Source organism: Aureibaculum koreense, from assembly GCF_034296135.1.
Taxonomy (GTDB): domain Bacteria; phylum Bacteroidota; class Bacteroidia; order Flavobacteriales; family Flavobacteriaceae; genus Aureibaculum.
The window spans coordinates 284,027-302,931 of record NZ_JAXKVV010000003.1 but is presented as its reverse complement, the minus strand read 5'-3'; the positions used below and the strand labels follow the sequence as shown (position 1 = coordinate 302,931).

Below are 18,905 nucleotides of genomic sequence, written 5' to 3'. Positions count from 1 at the left end.
TAGAGGATTGCACAATTATATTGTGGAGCATGGCGGTAAAGACCATCCCAATGCAAAAGTCAACTTTAAAATGGGCGATGTGATTACATCTACCATAGAAACGGCAAACGGCGAGACCATCATCGTAACGCATGATGTCCATTTGCCAAGACCGTACTCGTTAGGTTTTAGGGTACAAGGTACAAAGGGACTTTGGGAAGTTGATGGCAATAGAATTTATATAGAAGGAGAATCAAAATCCCATCAATGGGACAAGGCGGATGAATGGTTGAAAAAGTATGACCATCCCTTATGGAAAAAGTATGGCGAACATGCAATGGGGGCCGGCCATGGAGGGATGGATTTCTTTGTAATAAACTCTTTTATAGAATCTGCCAAGGAGAAAATAGCACCACCTATGGACGCTTATGACGCCGCGGCATGGAGTGCCATTACGCCTTTGTCAGAATTGTCAATTGAAAACAACGGTGAACCACAAGATTTCCCTGATTTCACAAGGGGCATGTGGATTAAAAGAAAATCGTATAACTGGATTAAAGATAACTATTAATTATTAACTCAAACTAAAAAACAATCTTATGAAGAAACAATTATTTGTTTTATGTTTATTACTGTTTTTTGTTTCCACCTATGCTCAACAAGCTAAAATTGAGGTAACAGGAACAATAACAGAAGCTGACACTGGAAATATAGTGCCGGGTGCTACAATTTTAGAAAAAGGTACTTCCAATGGAGTGGTTTCAGATTTTGATGGAAATTTTTCCATTAAAGTGGCAGGACCAGAATCTGTATTGCATATCAGTTTTATCGGTTTTACAGACCAAGAGATTACGGTAGGCGATAAAAGAGAATTTAATATCTCTCTTGAAACGGAAGCAACTGCTTTGGATGACGTTGTACTTATTGGTTATCAAGCTGTTCGTAAAAAAGATGTTACCGGTGCGGTAACCAGTATAAGTGCCGAAAAAATAGAAAGTGTACCCGTAGTTACCGTTTCTGCTTTGTTGGCAACGCAATCAACAGGTATTCAAAATGTTCAAATGAGTGGTGCACCAGGGGCAAGACAATCATTGGTAATTCGTGGTAATACCAGCATTGGCGGACAAATTGATGCGAATACGGCATTTAGTAATCCGTTGTACGTAATAGATGGTGTACAGACCTCTTTAGAAGATTTAGCGGGTTACAACGTTTCCAATGTCGATTTTTTGGCATCCTTAAATCCTAACGACATTCAAAGTATCGATATTTTAAAAGATGCTTCCGCTGCTGCTATTTATGGTTCGCGTGGTGCCAATGGGGTAATTATAATTACCACAAAAGGAGGAAAGGCATTAGATAAGCCAGAATTTTCCTTTTCTTCAGCTATTGGTGTGCTTCCTAAACCTGAATTGGTACCTATGTTGGTAGGAGGGGCCGAAAGAAGAGAAAAATGGAGGATGATAGACCGTTGGTGGCAACCAGAAGAAGTGCAAAATGGTAATGTGCCCATGGTACTCTCTGACAGTTTAAACCCTGCATTCAACAATAACGTAGATCACCAAAGATTGTTTTATGAAACGGGACTCTCTCAACAGTACCATTTGAGTGTTCGAGGTGGTAGTGAGGAGTCTAACTATAGAGTTTCTTTAGGATATTTAGATACAAAAGGGGTAATAAAAGGTACTGGATTTAAACGGTATAACCTATCCGCAAATATGAATTTTAAGGTAGGTTCTAAATTTAGAAATCAATTTAGGGTATTGGCATCGTTTACGGACAATAAAACTGGTCAAGGAAATCCGTACCTGGGTTCGTTTGATTTAAATTCTGCTTTGCCAGTAAATCCTAACAGGCTGAATTCTTCACTATTTTATATTAGTGACGAAAAAATAAAAGGATTAACGGGCGAACTAACAGATAGGCTAAATACAGATAGGGCTTTTTCTACTACTTTTTCAAATTTTGCAACGCTAGACCTATTTAAGGGCATGACCTTGAACTCACAATTGACATTTGTGTACAACAGTGATAAAAAGAATTTTTACGAACCTTCAACTATCCGAGAAAATGGAGATGGTTTTGCCAGTTACGCATTATACAACAGGAAAAACCTATCTTCTGATTTGTACCTAAGTTATTTTAATAATTTTGGAGAAGACCATGAAGTAACTGCTATATTAGGTAATAAAATTGATTATAACCAGTACGAAGATATGGGCTTGGCCGCTATAGGTTTTGGTAGCGATGCTATAAAAGTGATTAATGATAGATACTCACAAGATGAAATTTCTGGTTATACAGATATAAGAGCAAATGCATTGTTGTCTTATTTTGCAAGAGCAAGCTATAAATATAAGGATAGGTATATAATTAGCGGTAATTTTAGTATTGACGGTTCTTCAAGGTTTGGTACTGATGTACGTTGGGCAAAATTCCCCGCTTTTTCTGCGGCCTGGGTTTTTTCTAAAGAACCATTTTTAGAATCTCTAATAGGTGATTTTGTAGATTTTGGAAAGCTTAAATTCACTTGGGGTATAAATGGTAAACAATTTCCTGAAAATTATTTAAGATTTGGGGCTTATGATTTAGGTTATGGAGGTGCTCCGCCAATTTATCAATGGTATTGGACCAATCAAATGAACGTATCTTCCTATGCGGGTACAACTGGTGTAATCCCAAATTATGACCAAATAGGAAACTCAAAACTTTCTTGGGAAAATTCTGAACAATGGGATATCGGATTTGAATTAGATATGTTCAAACAACGTTTAAGTGTTACTTTTGATGCGTATCACAAGCAAACCGATAAATTGTTTTTTGATGTATTGTTTCCTGCATATTCTGGTTATAACAGAGCCAAAACCAATGTGGCCGGTGTATTGAATTATGGTTGGGAATCTTTTTTAACATATCATGTATTTCCCAGAACCAATGATTTGCGACTGTCATTTGATGTTGGCTTTAGCCAAAATAAAAATTATGTAACCAAATTACCAAACGGAAATAGAGATTATACTGGACCTGGTTATGGTTATGTTGTAGGTAGGCCTATTACCTTATACCAATTATTTATAAATGATTATATTATTGACGATTTAGACCAATTACCTGTTAACCCTTATACAGGCGAAGCTCTAACAGGTAAAAGTGCTTGGGCAAGAATTCGTCCTGGTTTCCCAATTTGGAAAGATTTAAATGGCGATTATATTTTAAACGAAACGCACGATCTTCAGTTGGTCAGGGATTATTCTCCTACACCCGATGTGCAAGGTTCGTTCAATATCAATTTAAAATATAAATCTTGGTATTTGCAAGCGTATAGTCAATTTTCTTTTGGTGCGGACATTTTAAATACAACATTGAACAGTTATATGGATGCTTATGATAGAGGAGGAACTGATTGGGCAACCAGGGGTTTGGCAGATTTAAGTGGTTATACTTTTTGGGACAAGCCTGGCGATGGGGCAGCGGGAGTTCGTTTTCCCGCACTGTACCCTTCTGTCGGTAGTTTAGGTGCGTTCTATGGTTTTAGAGGAGCTCAAACACTTTGGGTAGAAAGCGGTGACTACTGGAAAATTACCAATGCATCTATAGGTTATAATTTTACTGACGAAAGTTGGTTAAAAGACATAGGTTTGAGCCGTTTACGTGTGTATGGCTCGGTGCTGAACCCATGGATGTGGCAACGCTCTAAAGCGGTTGTTGATGCCTCTTTGGTCGATGCTAGAGGTAGAACTTTGGGTAATGGCTATCCACAAACCCAAACATTCTCAATAGGTATTGATGCTAAGTTTTAATTTAAAAAATAACACCATGAAAAATATAAAAAAATATACAGTTTTTACCTTTATCGTATTCCTGTCTAGTATATACAGTTGTACGGATATATTGGACCAAGAGCCTTTAAATATTACGCACCCTAACGTATTTTGGGACAGTCAGCCCAATGCAGAACAAGCTTTGGCAGGTAGTTATAGTTTGTTTAAATATGCTATGACAGTGCAAGCCAGTTTTATTTTTTGGGGCGAGTTACCTGGTATGACTTTTATGAACAGCCGAAATTGGATTGCCAACTATGTAGAAGGTAGTGGTAATTATGTATTACCATATAGAGGTTATAGCCGTGATTGGAAATATTTTTATAGAGCTGCGAACTGGGCATTGACAATTGAAAAATATGTTGAAGACATGCCAGATGATCTATTTACTTCAAAAGAAGAAAAAGATAGAATTATAGGCGAAGCCGCTTTTGTTAGAGGACTCTCCTACTATTGGATGGCACGTATTTGGGGAGATGTACCTATTATTACAGAATCTGTAGAATCTTCTTCACAATTGCTCGGAGAAGATGGGTATATTGTTAGGGTTCCAAGATCTAATGAACTGGAAGTGCTGGACCATGCGTTAGAAGCCACCAACAAAGCCATTGGCTTGTTGCAATATTCATCACCTGGAAGCCCTACTTGGGCAATTACTGCTAACAAAGCAAGTGCTGAGGCCTTAAAAGCAGGATTAACACTTTGGTATGCTTCAAGAGATAACGGCAATACAGAAATGATACAACAATCTATTGACGCGGCTACATCCGTTATCAACAATAGCGGTGCTGAATTAATTGATTATGTAAATGAAGGTAAAGATGGTTTTGATGCGATGTGTATCGGTCAATCTAAAACAGGTTTGTTTGAAATCAACATGAGTGCAGCGATGAACGAATCTTTTCGAATGAGTAATAGCGATAGTTACTATACAGGACTTACATTGAATGCTCCTATATGGAAAAATGAAAATACCAATGTTGCTCCAACGATTGATCCTGACTTTTATGGTAAGCAAATGATGAATGAAGATCCAGATAGAGAAAATGATGTCCGTAAAGAATTGTTTTTCTATGATTATGAAAGCAGTACCAATTCATTTCCGTTAAAATATTCGCATTCATCACCAGACCCTAACTCTGAAGATAATTATGCACTTTTTTCAGAATCCAATATCTTATTGTTCCGTATGGCGGACATGTATTTACTGAGAGCAGAGGCTTATGCCAGATCAGGTAATGCAGGGCTTGCCGTAGCGGACTTAAATATGGTAAGAAGTAAAGCCAATGTACCTGATTATATGGGTGATACCGACAAAGAGACACTTATGAAAGTTATTTTTGACGAACGTGCCATAGAATTTGTAGGTGAAGGAAAATCTGCTTATGACCGTATAAGAATGGAATATTATGAGGGCGTACCTTGGATGAACCAAAGTAGAATTGCTAAAAAAGGATACTTTTGGCCAGTTGACCCCTCCATTATTTCAAATAATCCATCTATTGTACAGACAGAATATTGGAGAGGGGCTTTATAACTAATAATAACAAAATGATGCATTATTCATTAAATAAATATAAAAACATGAAAAATATATGCTTAATACTATTGGCTGTTATTACACTTTATGCTTGTAATAACGATGACTACCTTGTTGATGGCGGTTTAAGCCAACAGCAGGTAAACGCTACTACTTTCGATTTTCTTCAATCGCACAAGCAGTTGGATACCTTAGCAATGTTAATTGACAAGGCAGGATTAAAAGACCAGTTGAACGGAGAAACCACACTTTTTGCTCCTAACAATGCTTCTATTAACAACTATGTGGACAGAAGGTTAACGGAATTGAGAAATGAAGACCCACAAGCCACATTTACGGTTAATGATATTCATGTAGATACGTTAAAAAAATATATGGGAGCTTATATTTTTTCAGGAAAAATTACACGTGAAGATATGACCGAACAAGGGGAAATACTTACCGCTTTAAATGGCGAGCAGCGGAGAATTTCATTGCAGCCAACTAATCAATACTCTGGACAATTGGAAACTTTCCCCAAATATGTTTATTATACCTATAAAGTGGGTGACACCTGGGAACCTACCAGTGATGTAAATAAGGACGATAAAGATGTATTGGTAAGAACATCCAATATTTTAACTACAAATGGTGTAGTGCATGTGCTACAAGGTTCTCATATTTTATTTAATTATGACAACTAACATTTAACAATATCAAATGATTTTTATTTTGCAAAACTTAAAACAATAACAATGAAAAATATACTAATAACTTTACTGATTGCCATAGTATTTGCTTCTTGTACACCACCAGAAGTAGGCTATATAAGTGATAATATACATGCACTTGAGGATACCATTTTTGTTCCGCGAGGTGTGTTTAAACTGAGTGCCGCACCTGCAGCAGAAGGTTCTACATATCCTTTAGAATGGGAAATTACAGGTATTACCGATGCTGACGGCAACCCAACCGATGCTTTGTTTCAAGAATATGAAATAACTACATGGACAGAACCTTTTAATCCCCTAACCGATACCACGTTGGAATTAATACAGGCAAAAATTAAACAAAGCATGGAGCCTTCTATTTTAATGAGTTCGGTCAGTGGGGAAATAGCATTTACGCAATCTACTAAATTTGTTAATGGTGATATTTTTAAAATACACGTAAAAGCAAAAAATGTAAAAGGAGAACGACAATTGGATGATTTTGTAGTGGTAAAATTATCACCATTTGAACCCGTAGAATTTCCTACCGAAATGCGATCGAGGCTGCAATTAGGTAAAGGAGGTGGAGCTTTTGACATAGGGTACACTTCTGTGATAAGTAATGGGAATGATGATGGGGTACCTAGTGTGTTAGATGGTACACATCCTTATATAACTGTTCTGAAAACCAGTGATGAACCTGCCGTGGGTATTAATGTAAAGATGATTATTGCTGATAGTTACGGTACACCGTTAAATCCAGAAAAGGTAGTGTTTTATCCTTCTGGAGGTGGTTTTTTACAGAATTATCACGAAAATTCTATCGAGACAACAACTGATGCCACAAGTACTACATTTTCATTGCCAGCACCACCATTTCCGCAATATGCAAGTAATTATTCGGGCAGTAGTTCTTACTTAATGTATTATTTGACTACTACCGATGCGTTTACGGTTGATAAAGACGCTTTTGAAGCGGATAACGGGCCTAAAGATTGGTCTCCTTATATTGACCCAGATACCGGAGAAATAAGAAATAGGGCTTATATACGCTGGGGCATAAAAATTAACGATTCTGGTACTTGGGAAATTAAGATGAAAATTCCTTATACAAAAATTAAGGAATAGTATACTCATAAATTATGATGACTGGTTATATTTAATATATAATGGTCATCAATTTACCTTGATTTTAAGTAATTTTTCAACAAAAATATCATGAAAAAATCAATATTTATTCTTTTTGCTTTCACTTTAATTGGTGCAAATATCCTTGTAGCTCAGAGCAATGATAAACAAGAATTCACTAGTCCATCAAGAACCGAAGTTATAACGCCTGTTCATAAAAAAACGTTTAGAGATGCCGATTGCAAACAAAAAGTGCAGGGAGGTAATCCTAGAACGGTTAATGGATATTTACAGTTTGACGGAGCAATGGACGGCCACAGGCAGGTGGATCCACAAATAGCTGTAGGAGGCGGATATGTATTTCACGGTACAAATACAGGATTATATATTTATGACAAACAAGGCAATTATATAGATGGTATTAACCAACATTGTTTTAAAAATGGTATAGACCCAAAAATATTTTATGATGTCCATAATAAAGTGTTTGGATTTGATCTTTGGGTGTACTGGGACGAAGCAAAAGTAAAATCTGTTAATATCGCTATTTCAGAAACCAACGACCCGCGTGGTGCTTGGAATATTTATCCTGTACCCGCACCAGGTGGAGTAGATGGTGGTGGAATAGGTTATAGCCGAAAATGGATAGCTTATTCCTTTCCAGGTGGAGATGACCGCACATTTGTAATGAAAATGAATGAGGTTAAATCGGGTAAAAAAGCGACCGCTTACCATTTTGCTGGTACTTTGGGGCATCCTGTGCTAACATAAGATGCTATTGACGATCTTTATTTTTTTAACATAGAAGGGGATAATTTTGTCATCACCAAAGTTACCGAAGGTAAAGAGGGTTCGCCCATGAGTCAGGTAGTGAGCAATGCAAAACACGGATTAGAACATATTGGTTATCCGCCGCAATCACCACAAAAAGGTACAGAACAAAAAACATCGTCGGGCGATAGAAACCCGAAGAATTTAGTACTTCAAAATGGTTTTATATGGTTTTCGCAGGCAATTAATTATAAAGGAAATTCTGCTGTACAATGGCATCAGGTAAAATTGGATGGCACCATAGTACAAACAGGTTTAATTTACGATGAAAACACCAATTACATCCAAACCACCATTGGCGTAAATAAAAATAATGACGTTTTGGTAGGTTTTCAGGAAACGAACGAAAATATGTTCATTAGTCCAAGAATGGCATTCAGGTATGCTAAAGATCCTTTAGGACAGTTAAGAGAAATTATAAAGTTGGGCGAAGGAGAAGGTGCTACGGATGGAGTAGCCTGGGGAGATTATAGTGGTACTGCCATAGATGGTGACAACTTAAAGGATTTATGGACTATTCAGAGTAGAGCTAATAAAGAAGGTAAAGGTGAAACGGTTATAGTAAAAGTACCTTTCAAATAACGTGTTAAATATAAAGTAATGGTAAGATTTTTTTATTTAATGTTTACATTGATTCTGGTTTCTTCTTGTGGTTCAAAATCTGTGGAGGATGATTCTGAGAATGCTGAAAAATTAGAACTATCAATTAACATACCTGCTAAAGGCAACAGTTGGGTAGTTAACAATACAGCTGCTAATGCGAGCATGATTACAGAATCTGGCATTCAAAACTGGAAAGATTTAGAGGCTATTGTACGCACCTACTTTAAAACTGATGTTTCAGGTAAATTACATGTGGGGTTAAATGCAAACGTACCTAACGGCACTTCAAAAATTAAAATAACCGTTGGTAATCAGACTAAAAATATAGAATTAAAGAGTTCTGAAAAAACAACTATTGATGTCGGAATTTTTGACATAAAAGATGGGTATAACTTTATTGAAATTGAAGGAATAGAAAAATCTGGAGACTATGTAGCCAATATAAAAGATATAGCAATTGGCGGTCCGGCCACGAAAGGAAACGTTTATTTTATAAAAGACGATTTTTATTTTGGGCGGAGAGGACCTTCGGTACACCTGTCTTATAAAACACCAGAAAACAAAGATGTTGTATGGTTTTACAATGAAATAAATGTGCCTAAAAACGAAGATATAATAGGTTCGTATTTTATGGCCAATGGATTTAAAGATGGGTATTTTGGAATCCAAGTAAATTCTGAAACGGAACGTCGCATTTTATTTTCGGTTTGGAGTCCATATGAAACTCAGAATCCAGATGAAATTCCCGATGACTATAAAATTATTTTATTGGGCAAAGGTGATGGCGTTACCTCTGGAGAATTTGGCAACGAAGGTTCAGGTGGTCAAAGCTATAAAGTCTTTGATTGGAAAGCAGGGAATACATATAAATTTTTATTGAAAGGAGAACCATCAGTTAATAATTCTACTGACTATACCGCATATTTTTTCGCTCCTGAAGAAAATGAATGGAAATTGATAGCTAGTTTTAGAAGACCTTATACCAACAGATATTTACAAAATTTGTACTCTTTTTTAGAAAATTTTATGACTGAAACAGGATATATATCCAGAAAAGGAAATTATAAAAATCAATGGGCTTATACTAAAGATGGCATTTGGACAGAACTGGTCACTGCTAAATTCACGGCAGATGCTACCGCACGAAAAGAATCAAGATTAGACTATGCTGGCGGTGTTGAGGGAAATACCTTCTTTATGAAAAATTGTGGGTTTTTTAGTGAAATCACACCCATAGATTCTGAATTTACTAGGGAAGCAAATGGAACGGCTCCAGCTATAGATTTTTCTCAATTGCCAGTTCCAAAGTAAAATATTATTTGAGTTAGTTTGTAAAAAGCCTTTATATGTTATGTGTAAAGGCTTTTTATTTAAACAGCAATTTTCCTGTATAAAACTCTTGTACACTAACCAAAGGCGGTGTGTTCACAGAAATCAAATCTCCAACACCCCTAATTTCTCCAGTTAATTTTTGAATGGGATTAACCACTATAGTGTTAATTCCCCTATGAAAAACATCAACATTCTGTGCTTCTAAAAATTCTCCGTTAAATTTGCCTTCTCCAGCATAAAAACCAACAAACAAATTGTTTGTCTTTCCTTTGACGGTAAAATTGGAAACGTTATTGGAAATAATATTTAAGTCGTTAGTGTCTATATTTAAGTCAAAATCACCGACGTTTATGGCTGGTAAAAAAAAGTCTTCTGAAAATAACGATATCGAATTAAATTTTAATACTTCTTTACTAACAACCGAAAACTGAGAAGCATTTCTAATTTCTGTAAGATTGACAGCAGTTAATAAAATTTGTGCGGGTTTTGTATTTCTCAGTACATTGCAAGTGCTGTTTTCAATACTTAAAATTTCGTCTTTTATTGTTGTGGAAATATTGTCAATTAAATTTTCTCCGTACTTTATTTGAAGCGAGTTTTCTAAACCTTGTTTTAGTTCCAGGCTTATTCCTTCATGAATTATAACTTTGGAAAAATCAGATAAATTGACGGATTTAACAACTTCTTTTCCAGATGAAGTTAAACAATTTGAAGTATTGTCCGAGCATCCGAAAAGGAAAAATACAACTGTGATATGTAAAATAAATTTTCTCATAAGCGAATTCCAATTCCCAGATCAATAGATTCCGCTAAAAATAAATGTGCTTTTATTGATGCGGTCGCAAACCATTTTTTTCCAAAATATTTTTTAACTCCTACACGTTCGTAATACCGTGTTTCATATGGGTAGGGATAATAGACATAATATCCAAATTGAGTTAATATGGAAAAATTATTGATATCCAATTCATGACCCACAATTAAACTTACGCGTTTATAATCCGCCTTACCATCTTGGTTAGGTAATTCAGGAAAAGCAACTGCATTATATGCAATCAATTCTTTTAAAAATTTTGAAATAAAAATTTCACCACCAAATTGTAAAATACTTTTTCGGCCAACTCTTTTATCGGCATAGATGGAGCCTATGTAAAAAGGGAATTGTTTGGTGCCAATATTACCAGAACTATTTATGCCTCCGCTAAATTGAAAATTGAATTTTATTGGTTCTTTGTTGATGATATTATCTTCTTGGATAGGCCCGTTATAGTCAATCGGATTATCGGCATCAAAATTATAACTAACACCCGTAATTAAAGATAAGGTGTTAAGCCCTAAGTTTGGCGATTTTATAGTGCCGTTGGAATAATGTGACAGCGTGAAGCCAACGGTTGCGTCAAAAGCATTTAAAATATTTTTACGTTTATAATTGAAGCCTAATGTTGTGTTTGCCAATAAATGAGAACCAAAAGCAATATTTTTATTATTGGTTTCCAGATTAAACGGATTGGTATTATAGGCAATGCCCTGGCCTAATTTTAAATAAAATAGATTTTTGTTTGCTCTATTACCAAAATAGAAGGAATAATTAAGCTGAGCTACAAAAGTTTTGCCTAATGTAGTATTGTTAAAATCTTGATAGATAAAAGAAAAACCCCAATCTGGAAAATTATAGTGTGCTAAATTTTTGTCTTGTGCAGTAGTCTTACGATTGTAACTAATTACAAACCCTTGGGGATTACTAATTGCTAGATGCGAAATTTTCTTTTTATGTTTTAAAATGTTTCCGTAAAAATATTCTACTTGTAGCAAAGTATGGTTATTCTCTTGGGAGAAAAAAGTGAGCGTGCTTAATGAAAATAGTATAAAAAAGAACTTCTTTATACTATGTATGCTACTCATCTTAAAAATCGAAATACCAATTAAACAGACCGGCTTTTAAGCCAATGGTAAACCATGTAGTGGTTTCTTCTGCATTATCGGTTATAGCTTGTGCTGGACTGAATTTTCGATAAGTAAATCCTGCAAATAATTTTGTGTTTGTAGCTGGATTTATAATATAGCCACCTTGTAAGTCCGCTATAAAAATTCTGGTATTGTTGCCCTGTAACAATTCAATTCCAGTATCGGCTGTTCTGTCATCATTGCTGAGATAAATATTACCACCGTAGTTTAATCCGTTAATGTCAAAACCTTTATTACCTATATTAATTTTTGCACTACCAAACCAACGGTCTTTTTTATAACGTGCAATACCTACAAACTCCCAAAAGTTACTTCCCCAAAGATGACCTAAAGGTTGGTTATAATGGCCATAATTTAAGATAGGGGTTCCATGCGAATATGTGTAAGGTCTTGCCAAATTAAACTCACCTTGCAAATATAAATTTTCAACATCAAAGGCATTATAATATTTTGCACCCACTTGCAAAGCAAATTTATTGCCCCAATATCCGTCACCATCAAAAAAGCGTCCAACCGTTAATTCGTCTAAAACGAATTGGGTATATGTTGAAAAATTATCTGATAATTTATATTTAGTACCTAGACCGATAATTGCATTGCCGCCACGTGAACCTCTTGAGAATTCAACAGCTCTATAAAATATGATAGGATTAAAATAATTGATGTCAAATCCGTTGTTTTCGTCTTTTTTAGTAATGACTGCTTCAAATAAACTTACGTTGAATTTTTTGGTAACGTTCCAGCTCAAATGGTGCATGGCTACAAATTTTCTGGAATTTAAACCATTAAAATTAACAGATGGTCTTACATCTTCTAACCACATCCATAAGTTGGTATATTTAATTTTCCAAAAATTGGTACTAATTTTTAAATGTGGATAAGAAGTGGCTACATCGGAAAGCATCAATGATCGGTAACCGTCACCAATAAAATTTTTACCATGTCCGAACTGAAAATTAAAAAACTTGCTTGGCGTGTATGTCAAATAAGCTTCAGCAACAGGATAATCGAAACTATTTGTTTTAAAAAGTTTTGAATTTCCACGTCCTGGCACCAAACCATAACCTCCTCCAGATGGGCGATTAGCTCTGGCAAAATCGTTGATATAATCAGCAAAACGTCCTTGACTTTCGTAAAAAGAAGTAGAAAAGTTAAAATTTTTACCCAATCCACCTTGAATTTGAACTGCTCTGGTGTTATTGTAAGTGTAATTATTATCAGAGTTATCTTTTCCTATTTGAAGATCAAATATAGGATTTACCGTAAACCAGTAATCTTTTTTCTGAACTTTTATAAAATGCTCGTTCCATAATTTTTTGCCCCATTTTGAGGATTTATCCTTAAACAAATCTGTTTTCTGTGCATCAAGATTCACATACTTAGAAGTCTCGCTGTATAAAAAAGGTTTAAAACCTGTGTGCGAATTGTCGTTTTGATTGTAATAATAGCCTAGCTCATCATAAGTACTGTGTGTAAAAGGAATATTCAATTCACTTTTATGTTCTGGAAAATAGGAACTAACCACAGTAGTTTGAACATCTTTCTGTAGCGTATTGGGAGCTGTAGTAGGAGGGATAGGTGTTCCCACGGTTGCTATCACATTTTCCTCTGCATTTTCTTTGGTTATTTTCTTTGGAGTTTGTTGTGAACCAAGTGGAATTTGAATAGGGATGCCAAAACGCATATCAATAGGTCTTCCGTTATAAGTAGCGGGTTTTATTTTCGGTAGCTGTGAAAAAACTCTTTTGGCTTCGGTTTCCAGTTCTTCATAAGCGGAACGTACATACAAAACCTCAAAATCGCCAGTTTTGGTCACCACAAAAATTACGTTAATTGTACCTTTAAAGTTTTCTTTTTGTACATTTTCAGGAACTTTAAATTCTGCTAGTATGTCTTTAGTCAGGTTTTGATTAAAACATGAAGCCAAAGTAGTTTCACTTGAAGCATCACAACCTTCATAAACAGGGTAAATGTCTTCTTGTGCCAGTAGAAAGTTGGTAAAGGTCAAAAGGGCAACTATAATGAGTTTTCTCATTCGATACTATTTTATAGAATTTTGAGCAAAGGTATTAATATATTTTGGCTACTTTATTATTATTCAACTGATATTTCTCTTTGCTTTCAGGACAAATGGCAAACCCTTTTTTATCAAAATTCAAACGATGTCCATATTCGCTCACCCAACCAATTTGTCTAGAAGGGTTTCCTACTACTAGAGCATAAGCGGGAATCTCTTTGGTTACCACACTTCCAGCTCCTATTAAAGAAAACTCACCAATAGTATTTCCACAAACTATTGTGGCATTTGCACCGATACTTGCTCCTTTTTTTACTAAGGTTTCTTTGTATTCATCTCTTCTGATAACGGCACTTCTAGGATTAATAACATTGGTAAATACCATAGATGGCCCTAAAAAAACATCATCTTCACAGATAACACCAGTGTATATGGAAACATTATTTTGAACTTTTACATTGTTACCTAAAACTACATCTGGAGATACTACTACATTCTGACCAAAACTACATTTTTCCCCAATAACACAATTGGACATAATATGACTAAAGTGCCAAATTTTTGTGCCTTTTCCAATTTTACAGTTGTCGTCAATAACAGCTGTTTCATGTGCAAAATAATCTAAATTTTCCATGCTTTAATAATCGTTTTTTACTTCTTGACCATCAGCAATCGCTTTTGCCGATGAAGTACCTATCCTATTAACACCTAAATTAATCATTTTAATCGCATCTTCGTAATTTTTCACACCTCCTGCGGCTTTAACTTGCAAGGGTTTGGCATTTTCAATAATCAGTTTCATTGCTTCAAACGTTGCTCCAGATGGTTTATTGTCAGATGTTTTATAAAATCCTGTGGAAGATTTTACGAATATTTTATCAGCACTTTTATCACCAAAATTACTTAAAACAACATCTTTTATCAGTTGTGCAATTGCGATAATTTCATCATTTGATAAAGCTGCTATTTCAATGATCCATTTTACGATTTTACCGTGTTCCAATCCCAATTTTGAACCTTTAAAAACTTCACTTTTTATAAGATTGATGTTTCCATTTAAAAAGGCGGGATAATTAATTACAAAATCGAGTTCGTCCGCACCATCGTCAATGGCTTGTTTTGCTTCAATCAATTTATCCTCAGTTGATAAAGTACCCTCATGAAATCCGATAACCGTACCGACCAATACGTTGCTGTTTGCTTTGGTAACTAATTCTTTTGCCAATGATACAAACCTCGGTCTTATCATTACCAATTTAAAATTTTCCGTAATGGCTTCCTGAACTAATTGAATTACATTTTTATGTGTTTCTTCTTTAGAAATACCAGCTTGAATCGGCGTTTTTAGATAGGTAGAATCTAAGTATTGATTAATGTCCAATTTATTGAGGATTTGAGTGGTAAAAATAGTCATTTTATTACAAAATAAATCCCGCTCAAGGCGGGATTTGTTCTAAGATCAAAATTGATTATCTAAATAAGATTAGTGAATTTCAAATACAATCGGCAACGTATATTTTACAGGTACCGCTTTTTTGCGTTGTTTACCCGGAATCATTTCGGGCAGTTTTTGTATAACACGCAATGCTTCTTTTTCCAACGTTTTATGGGGTGCTCTTATTTTAATGTCTGTAACCAATCCGTTTTTGTCAATGGTAAACAGTGCAAAAATGCGTTGTTTCCCTGTTAGGTTTAAACCCTCAGCTATGCCTGCATCAAATTTTCTATTAACAAATTTTGTCATTTGTTTGGTAAAACACGCTTTAGATTCCTGTTTTTCTAGTCCTTCGCAACCAGGAAAAACGGGAGCTTCTTCTAAGATTTCAAAAGGGATTGGAGGTATATCGTCATCTCCTTTTTCAATTACTTCATCAATCTCACCAATATCTATTTTTGGCTGATCATCTGTAGTTGGCAGGTCTAATACATCTTCAAATTTAGTGTTATCAGGAACTATTTCATGATCTGTCAATGGTACTTTTTCACGCTTTTGTTTTTCTTTGGGTTCTTGTTTTTTTTCAATAATAATATCGGGTGGTGCTGTAAAGACATAGGCTTGTTCTTCATCAGGAATAAAATCGTCAAACAATGTGATTGTTTTGGTTGACGTAAATTCTAATGATACATAAACTATTAATAGTGCCAATACCAAGCCCAGTTGCATAAAAAGAGCTGAACTTCGGTAGAATTTCTCGGTTGGTGGTTGATTTTTTTGGGGTTGTTTTGAAAAATTCATAGTGGTATGTTTAAAGTGTTAAAACTATGTTAACATCAATAAACATACCAAGATTGAATCCATTTTGAGCTAAATGTATTAAATTCTAACTTCTAATGTAATTGGTAGCGTATATTTAATACCAACAGGCACACCACGTTGTTTAGCAGGTATCATTTTAGGTAAAGATTGTACCACTCTAATGGCCTCTTTTTCTAATCTCGCATGTGGACCTCTAGCTTGTACTTTAGCAATATTGCCGTTACGGTCTATACTAAAAAGTACAATTACCCGCTTTTTACCCGCTTCCAAGCCTAGTTCTTGTGTAAGGTTGGTGTCAAAATTTTTTCCAACATGTGCCAAAATTTTTTCTGACAAACACTTCTTTAATTCGGCTTTATTACCCTTACATCCTGGAAAAATAGGTGCATCTTCAATAACCGCAAACGGAACGTCATCTACAACTACTTCTTCTTCAACCACTTCTTTAACTTCATCCAGTTCAACAACCTCTACGGCATCGTCTTGATCAATTTCAGTAGATTCGAGCATTGTTTCTTCTACTTCCGCTTCATCTGTTACCACCTCAATAACTTCAGGAGCAGGAGGGGGTGGTGGTGGCGGTTTTATTTGTTCTACCCGCTCCGTAATGGGTATATCTTCTACTATCTGTTCTTCCACTATAATACCAGTAAAATCAGAAACTGTTCTCTCATATGCTTTATGTTGTAATGAAAAGTATACAATGATTAGAGATAATGTTAGTCCCAGTTGTAAAAACAACCCACTATAATTCTCTAATTTGGCTTTGGGATTCTTTTTAACTTCCATAATTGAAAAATTTAAAATTTACTAATGTCTAAGCGATTATCTGATCGCTATTTTTTAAGGACACTACTAAGGTCTCAATTATTGTAGTAAAAAAGAATGATAAATATCATGTAAAGTACTGAATTACAGAACTTTTAAAAATTTATAAAAAATTTATAATAAACTATAATTCTGCAATATTTTTAGAAATTATGTGAATTTAAATTTATAAATGGAACATTTTATTGTAGATTTTATTTTTACTTCTATGTTGTTAAGCAATTTTTCTAACCCTATACTGCAAAAGTGTAAGGCTAGAAGGTGTAATCATATTTCAAGTTTATTGGTAAAATCACAGTATTGTGTATAAAAAAAAAGACCATCTTTAAGATGGCCTTTAGATATAAAAGAATATATTTTTTTTACTCTACCAATAAAGTAATTGGCAGTGTATACTTTACACCAACAGGTCTGCCACGTTGCTTACCTGGAATCATTTTTGGCAACTGGTTAACAACACTAACACCTTCTTTTTCCAATCTTGCATGTGGTCCTCTAGCCCTTACATCTGTAATATTGCCGTTTTTGTCTATTTTAAAGACTACATATACTTTCTTTTTACCGGGATCTAATCCTAGCTCACTAGCTAAATTTACATCAAATTTTCTAGCAACATGTTTTTCTATAGATTTTTGCAGACAAGCTTTTAATTCTGCTTTACTACCTTTACAACCTGGGAAAATTGGAGCATCTTCAATAATTGCAAAAGGAACATCCTCCGCTACTACCTCTTCTTCAACCACTTCAACAATTTCTTCAACTTCCACTACTTCGTTTTCGTCGGTTTCGGTTGACTCTAACATGGTTTCTTCAACTTCCTCTTCGTCTTCAACAACCTCAATTACTTCCGGAGCTGGTGGTGGCGGTGGTGGTGGCTTTATTTGTTCTATTCTTTCGGTGATTGGAATATCCTCTTCAATTTCTTCTCCAATGTTAAGCATACCTAAGTCATCAATATCCCTATCAAAAGTTTTAAATTCAATACCTAAATAGACAATAAGCAAAGCTAGCACAAGCCCAAGTTGTACAAATAACTTACTGTAGTTTTCCAAATTTGCTTTTGGATTTTTTTTAGTTTCCATGGGTAAAAAGTATTAATTTGTTTGCTAATTTAATAAATAAATTTATGTAAACAAGAATTATTTTTAATTCTCTTGTTTTTTAAACCACAAGTGAGAGGCTAGCCAAGCTAACAATACACCAGAGGTATTGGCAAGTTCATCATACCAATCTGCTGTTCTATATGTGGTGAGCGTTCCTTGTAATGCCTCAAGAATCATGCCGAAAACAACAAGGGATAAGGCAATATAAACCCATTTTTTTTTGCTGTTCCTAAAAACATAGAACCAGCTCATACTCAAGGTGAAATAAGCAATTAAGTGTCCAATTTTATCAGAGTTGCTTATACCAATATTAATTTGAGCAATTCCTTTTAAAGAAACAAGACTTAAAAAAGCAACAAAAAGCGTTAAGAAAATAGCAATTATTAAAGCATTACGCTCCAATAACCGCTTTATAGGCTTCAGCATCTAATAAACTGTCAATTTGCGAAGTATCGCTAATTTTAATTTTAATCATCCATCCCTTTCCGTAAGGATCTGTATTTACGTTTTCAGGATTGTCTTCCAAATCTTCATTAAATTCAATAACTTCACCTGAAAGTGGCATAAATAGATCCGAAACCGTCTTAACTGCTTCTACAGAACCGAAAACTTCGTCTTTATCAATGGTTTCATCTAGTGTGTCAACATCAACATAAACAATGTCTCCTAATTCGCCTTGTGCGAAGTCGGTTATACCAACTGTGGCAACATCGCCATCAATTTTTACCCATTCGTGGTCTTTAGTAAATTTTAATTCTGCGGGAATATTCATTTTGTTAAAATTAAATTAGAAAGGCAAAGTTAATAAAATG

17 protein-coding genes and 1 pseudogene are annotated in these 18,905 nt (G+C 34.9%); 8 read left to right on the top strand and 10 right to left on the bottom strand.

Annotated elements, in window-relative coordinates:
* The 8 genes and pseudogenes from UMM65_RS05065 to UMM65_RS05030 form a co-directional block, all read left to right on the top strand.
* Window positions 1–550, top strand: a pseudogene (locus UMM65_RS05065) (gfo/Idh/MocA family oxidoreductase); the annotation flags it as partial.
* A 28-nt stretch (window positions 551–578) separates the two neighbouring features.
* Window positions 579–3,779, top strand: coding sequence for a SusC/RagA family TonB-linked outer membrane protein (locus tag UMM65_RS05060; RefSeq protein WP_321975396.1), 3,201 nt, complete (start codon window positions 579–581; stop codon window positions 3,777–3,779).
* A 16-nt stretch (window positions 3,780–3,795) separates the two neighbouring features.
* On the top strand, window positions 3,796–5,337 hold the full coding sequence (locus UMM65_RS05055; protein ID WP_321975395.1) for a RagB/SusD family nutrient uptake outer membrane protein: 1,542 nt from the start codon (window positions 3,796–3,798) through the stop codon (window positions 5,335–5,337).
* 47 nt (window positions 5,338–5,384) lie between these two features.
* Complete coding sequence (locus tag UMM65_RS05050) at window positions 5,385–6,023, top strand: fasciclin domain-containing protein (protein ID WP_321975394.1); 639 nt, start codon at window positions 5,385–5,387, stop codon at window positions 6,021–6,023.
* Window positions 6,024–6,074: 51 nt separating this feature from the next.
* Window positions 6,075–7,157, top strand: coding sequence for a DUF5007 domain-containing protein (locus tag UMM65_RS05045; RefSeq protein WP_321975393.1), 1,083 nt, complete (start codon window positions 6,075–6,077; stop codon window positions 7,155–7,157).
* 90 nt (window positions 7,158–7,247) lie between these two features.
* Window positions 7,248–7,928: a hypothetical protein gene (locus UMM65_RS05040; protein ID WP_321975392.1), complete on the top strand. Its 681-nt coding sequence runs from the start codon at window positions 7,248–7,250 to the stop codon at window positions 7,926–7,928.
* A gap of 87 nt (window positions 7,929–8,015) precedes the next feature.
* A complete protein-coding gene (locus UMM65_RS05035) occupies window positions 8,016–8,570 on the top strand; it encodes a hypothetical protein (RefSeq protein ID WP_321975391.1) in 555 nt (184 codons plus the stop codon).
* Window positions 8,571–8,588: 18 nt separating this feature from the next.
* Entirely contained in the window at window positions 8,589–9,902 is a 1,314-nt protein-coding gene (locus UMM65_RS05030) for a DUF3472 domain-containing protein (RefSeq protein WP_321975390.1), read from the top strand.
* A gap of 55 nt (window positions 9,903–9,957) precedes the next feature.
* On the opposite strand, the gene UMM65_RS05025 is transcribed toward UMM65_RS05030, so the two are convergent.
* From UMM65_RS05025 to gcvH, 10 genes are all read right to left on the bottom strand, one after another.
* Window positions 9,958–10,698, bottom strand: coding sequence for a head GIN domain-containing protein (locus UMM65_RS05025; RefSeq protein WP_321975389.1), 741 nt, complete (start codon window positions 10,696–10,698; stop codon window positions 9,958–9,960).
* A complete protein-coding gene (locus UMM65_RS05020) occupies window positions 10,695–11,825 on the bottom strand; it encodes an acyloxyacyl hydrolase (protein ID WP_321975388.1) in 1,131 nt (376 codons plus the stop codon). The genes UMM65_RS05025 and UMM65_RS05020 overlap by 4 nt, the downstream gene beginning before the upstream one ends.
* Before the next feature lies 1 nt (window position 11,826).
* A complete protein-coding gene (locus UMM65_RS05015; protein WP_321975387.1) occupies window positions 11,827–13,923 on the bottom strand; it encodes an energy transducer TonB in 2,097 nt (698 codons plus the stop codon).
* A gap of 34 nt (window positions 13,924–13,957) precedes the next feature.
* The gene (locus UMM65_RS05010) at window positions 13,958–14,539 is read right to left on the bottom strand and encodes an acyltransferase (protein WP_321975386.1); all 582 of its coding nucleotides are present in this window, start codon (window positions 14,537–14,539) and stop codon (window positions 13,958–13,960) included.
* Window positions 14,540–14,542: 3 nt separating this feature from the next.
* Complete coding sequence (gene deoC / locus UMM65_RS05005; protein ID WP_321975385.1) at window positions 14,543–15,319, bottom strand: deoxyribose-phosphate aldolase; 777 nt, start codon at window positions 15,317–15,319, stop codon at window positions 14,543–14,545.
* A gap of 69 nt (window positions 15,320–15,388) precedes the next feature.
* Complete coding sequence (locus UMM65_RS05000) at window positions 15,389–16,141, bottom strand: energy transducer TonB (RefSeq protein WP_321975384.1); 753 nt, start codon at window positions 16,139–16,141, stop codon at window positions 15,389–15,391.
* A 78-nt stretch (window positions 16,142–16,219) separates the two neighbouring features.
* Entirely contained in the window at window positions 16,220–16,951 is a 732-nt protein-coding gene (locus UMM65_RS04995; RefSeq protein WP_321975383.1) for an energy transducer TonB, read from the bottom strand.
* Between the two features lie 401 nt (window positions 16,952–17,352).
* Complete coding sequence (locus UMM65_RS04990) at window positions 17,353–18,072, bottom strand: energy transducer TonB (RefSeq protein WP_321975382.1); 720 nt, start codon at window positions 18,070–18,072, stop codon at window positions 17,353–17,355.
* A 63-nt stretch (window positions 18,073–18,135) separates the two neighbouring features.
* Entirely contained in the window at window positions 18,136–18,519 is a 384-nt protein-coding gene (locus UMM65_RS04985; RefSeq protein WP_321975381.1) for a VanZ family protein, read from the bottom strand.
* Window positions 18,485–18,865 carry a glycine cleavage system protein GcvH gene (gene gcvH / locus UMM65_RS04980; protein WP_321975380.1) on the bottom strand — a complete coding sequence of 127 codons (381 nt, stop codon included), beginning with the start codon at window positions 18,863–18,865 and terminating at the stop codon, window positions 18,485–18,487. The genes UMM65_RS04985 and gcvH overlap by 35 nt, the downstream gene beginning before the upstream one ends.
* Window positions 18,866–18,905: the final 40 nt, after the last annotated feature.

Bases quoted from the DNA above. Each gene is read 5' to 3' on its own strand.
- UMM65_RS05060 (WP_321975396.1), top strand. From the start codon at position 579: ATGAAGAAACAATTATTTGTTTTATGTTTATTACTGTTTTTTGTTTCC.
- UMM65_RS05055 (WP_321975395.1), top strand. From the start codon at position 3,796: ATGAAAAATATAAAAAAATATACAGTTTTTACCTTTATCGTATTCCTG.
- UMM65_RS05050 (WP_321975394.1), top strand. From the start codon at position 5,385: ATGAAAAATATATGCTTAATACTATTGGCTGTTATTACACTTTATGCT.
- UMM65_RS05045 (WP_321975393.1), top strand. From the start codon at position 6,075: ATGAAAAATATACTAATAACTTTACTGATTGCCATAGTATTTGCTTCT.
- UMM65_RS05040 (WP_321975392.1), top strand. From the start codon at position 7,248: ATGAAAAAATCAATATTTATTCTTTTTGCTTTCACTTTAATTGGTGCA.
- UMM65_RS05035 (WP_321975391.1), top strand. From the start codon at position 8,016: ATGAGTCAGGTAGTGAGCAATGCAAAACACGGATTAGAACATATTGGT.
- UMM65_RS05030 (WP_321975390.1), top strand. From the start codon at position 8,589: ATGGTAAGATTTTTTTATTTAATGTTTACATTGATTCTGGTTTCTTCT.
- UMM65_RS05025 (WP_321975389.1), bottom strand. From the start codon at position 10,698: ATGAGAAAATTTATTTTACATATCACAGTTGTATTTTTCCTTTTCGGA.
- UMM65_RS05020 (WP_321975388.1), bottom strand. From the start codon at position 11,825: ATGAGTAGCATACATAGTATAAAGAAGTTCTTTTTTATACTATTTTCA.
- UMM65_RS05015 (WP_321975387.1), bottom strand. From the start codon at position 13,923: ATGAGAAAACTCATTATAGTTGCCCTTTTGACCTTTACCAACTTTCTA.
- UMM65_RS05010 (WP_321975386.1), bottom strand. From the start codon at position 14,539: ATGGAAAATTTAGATTATTTTGCACATGAAACAGCTGTTATTGACGAC.
- deoC (WP_321975385.1), bottom strand. From the start codon at position 15,319: ATGACTATTTTTACCACTCAAATCCTCAATAAATTGGACATTAATCAA.
- UMM65_RS05000 (WP_321975384.1), bottom strand. From the start codon at position 16,141: ATGAATTTTTCAAAACAACCCCAAAAAAATCAACCACCAACCGAGAAA.
- UMM65_RS04995 (WP_321975383.1), bottom strand. From the start codon at position 16,951: ATGGAAGTTAAAAAGAATCCCAAAGCCAAATTAGAGAATTATAGTGGG.
- UMM65_RS04990 (WP_321975382.1), bottom strand. From the start codon at position 18,072: ATGGAAACTAAAAAAAATCCAAAAGCAAATTTGGAAAACTACAGTAAG.
- UMM65_RS04985 (WP_321975381.1), bottom strand. From the start codon at position 18,519: ATGCTGAAGCCTATAAAGCGGTTATTGGAGCGTAATGCTTTAATAATT.
- gcvH (WP_321975380.1), bottom strand. From the start codon at position 18,865: ATGAATATTCCCGCAGAATTAAAATTTACTAAAGACCACGAATGGGTA.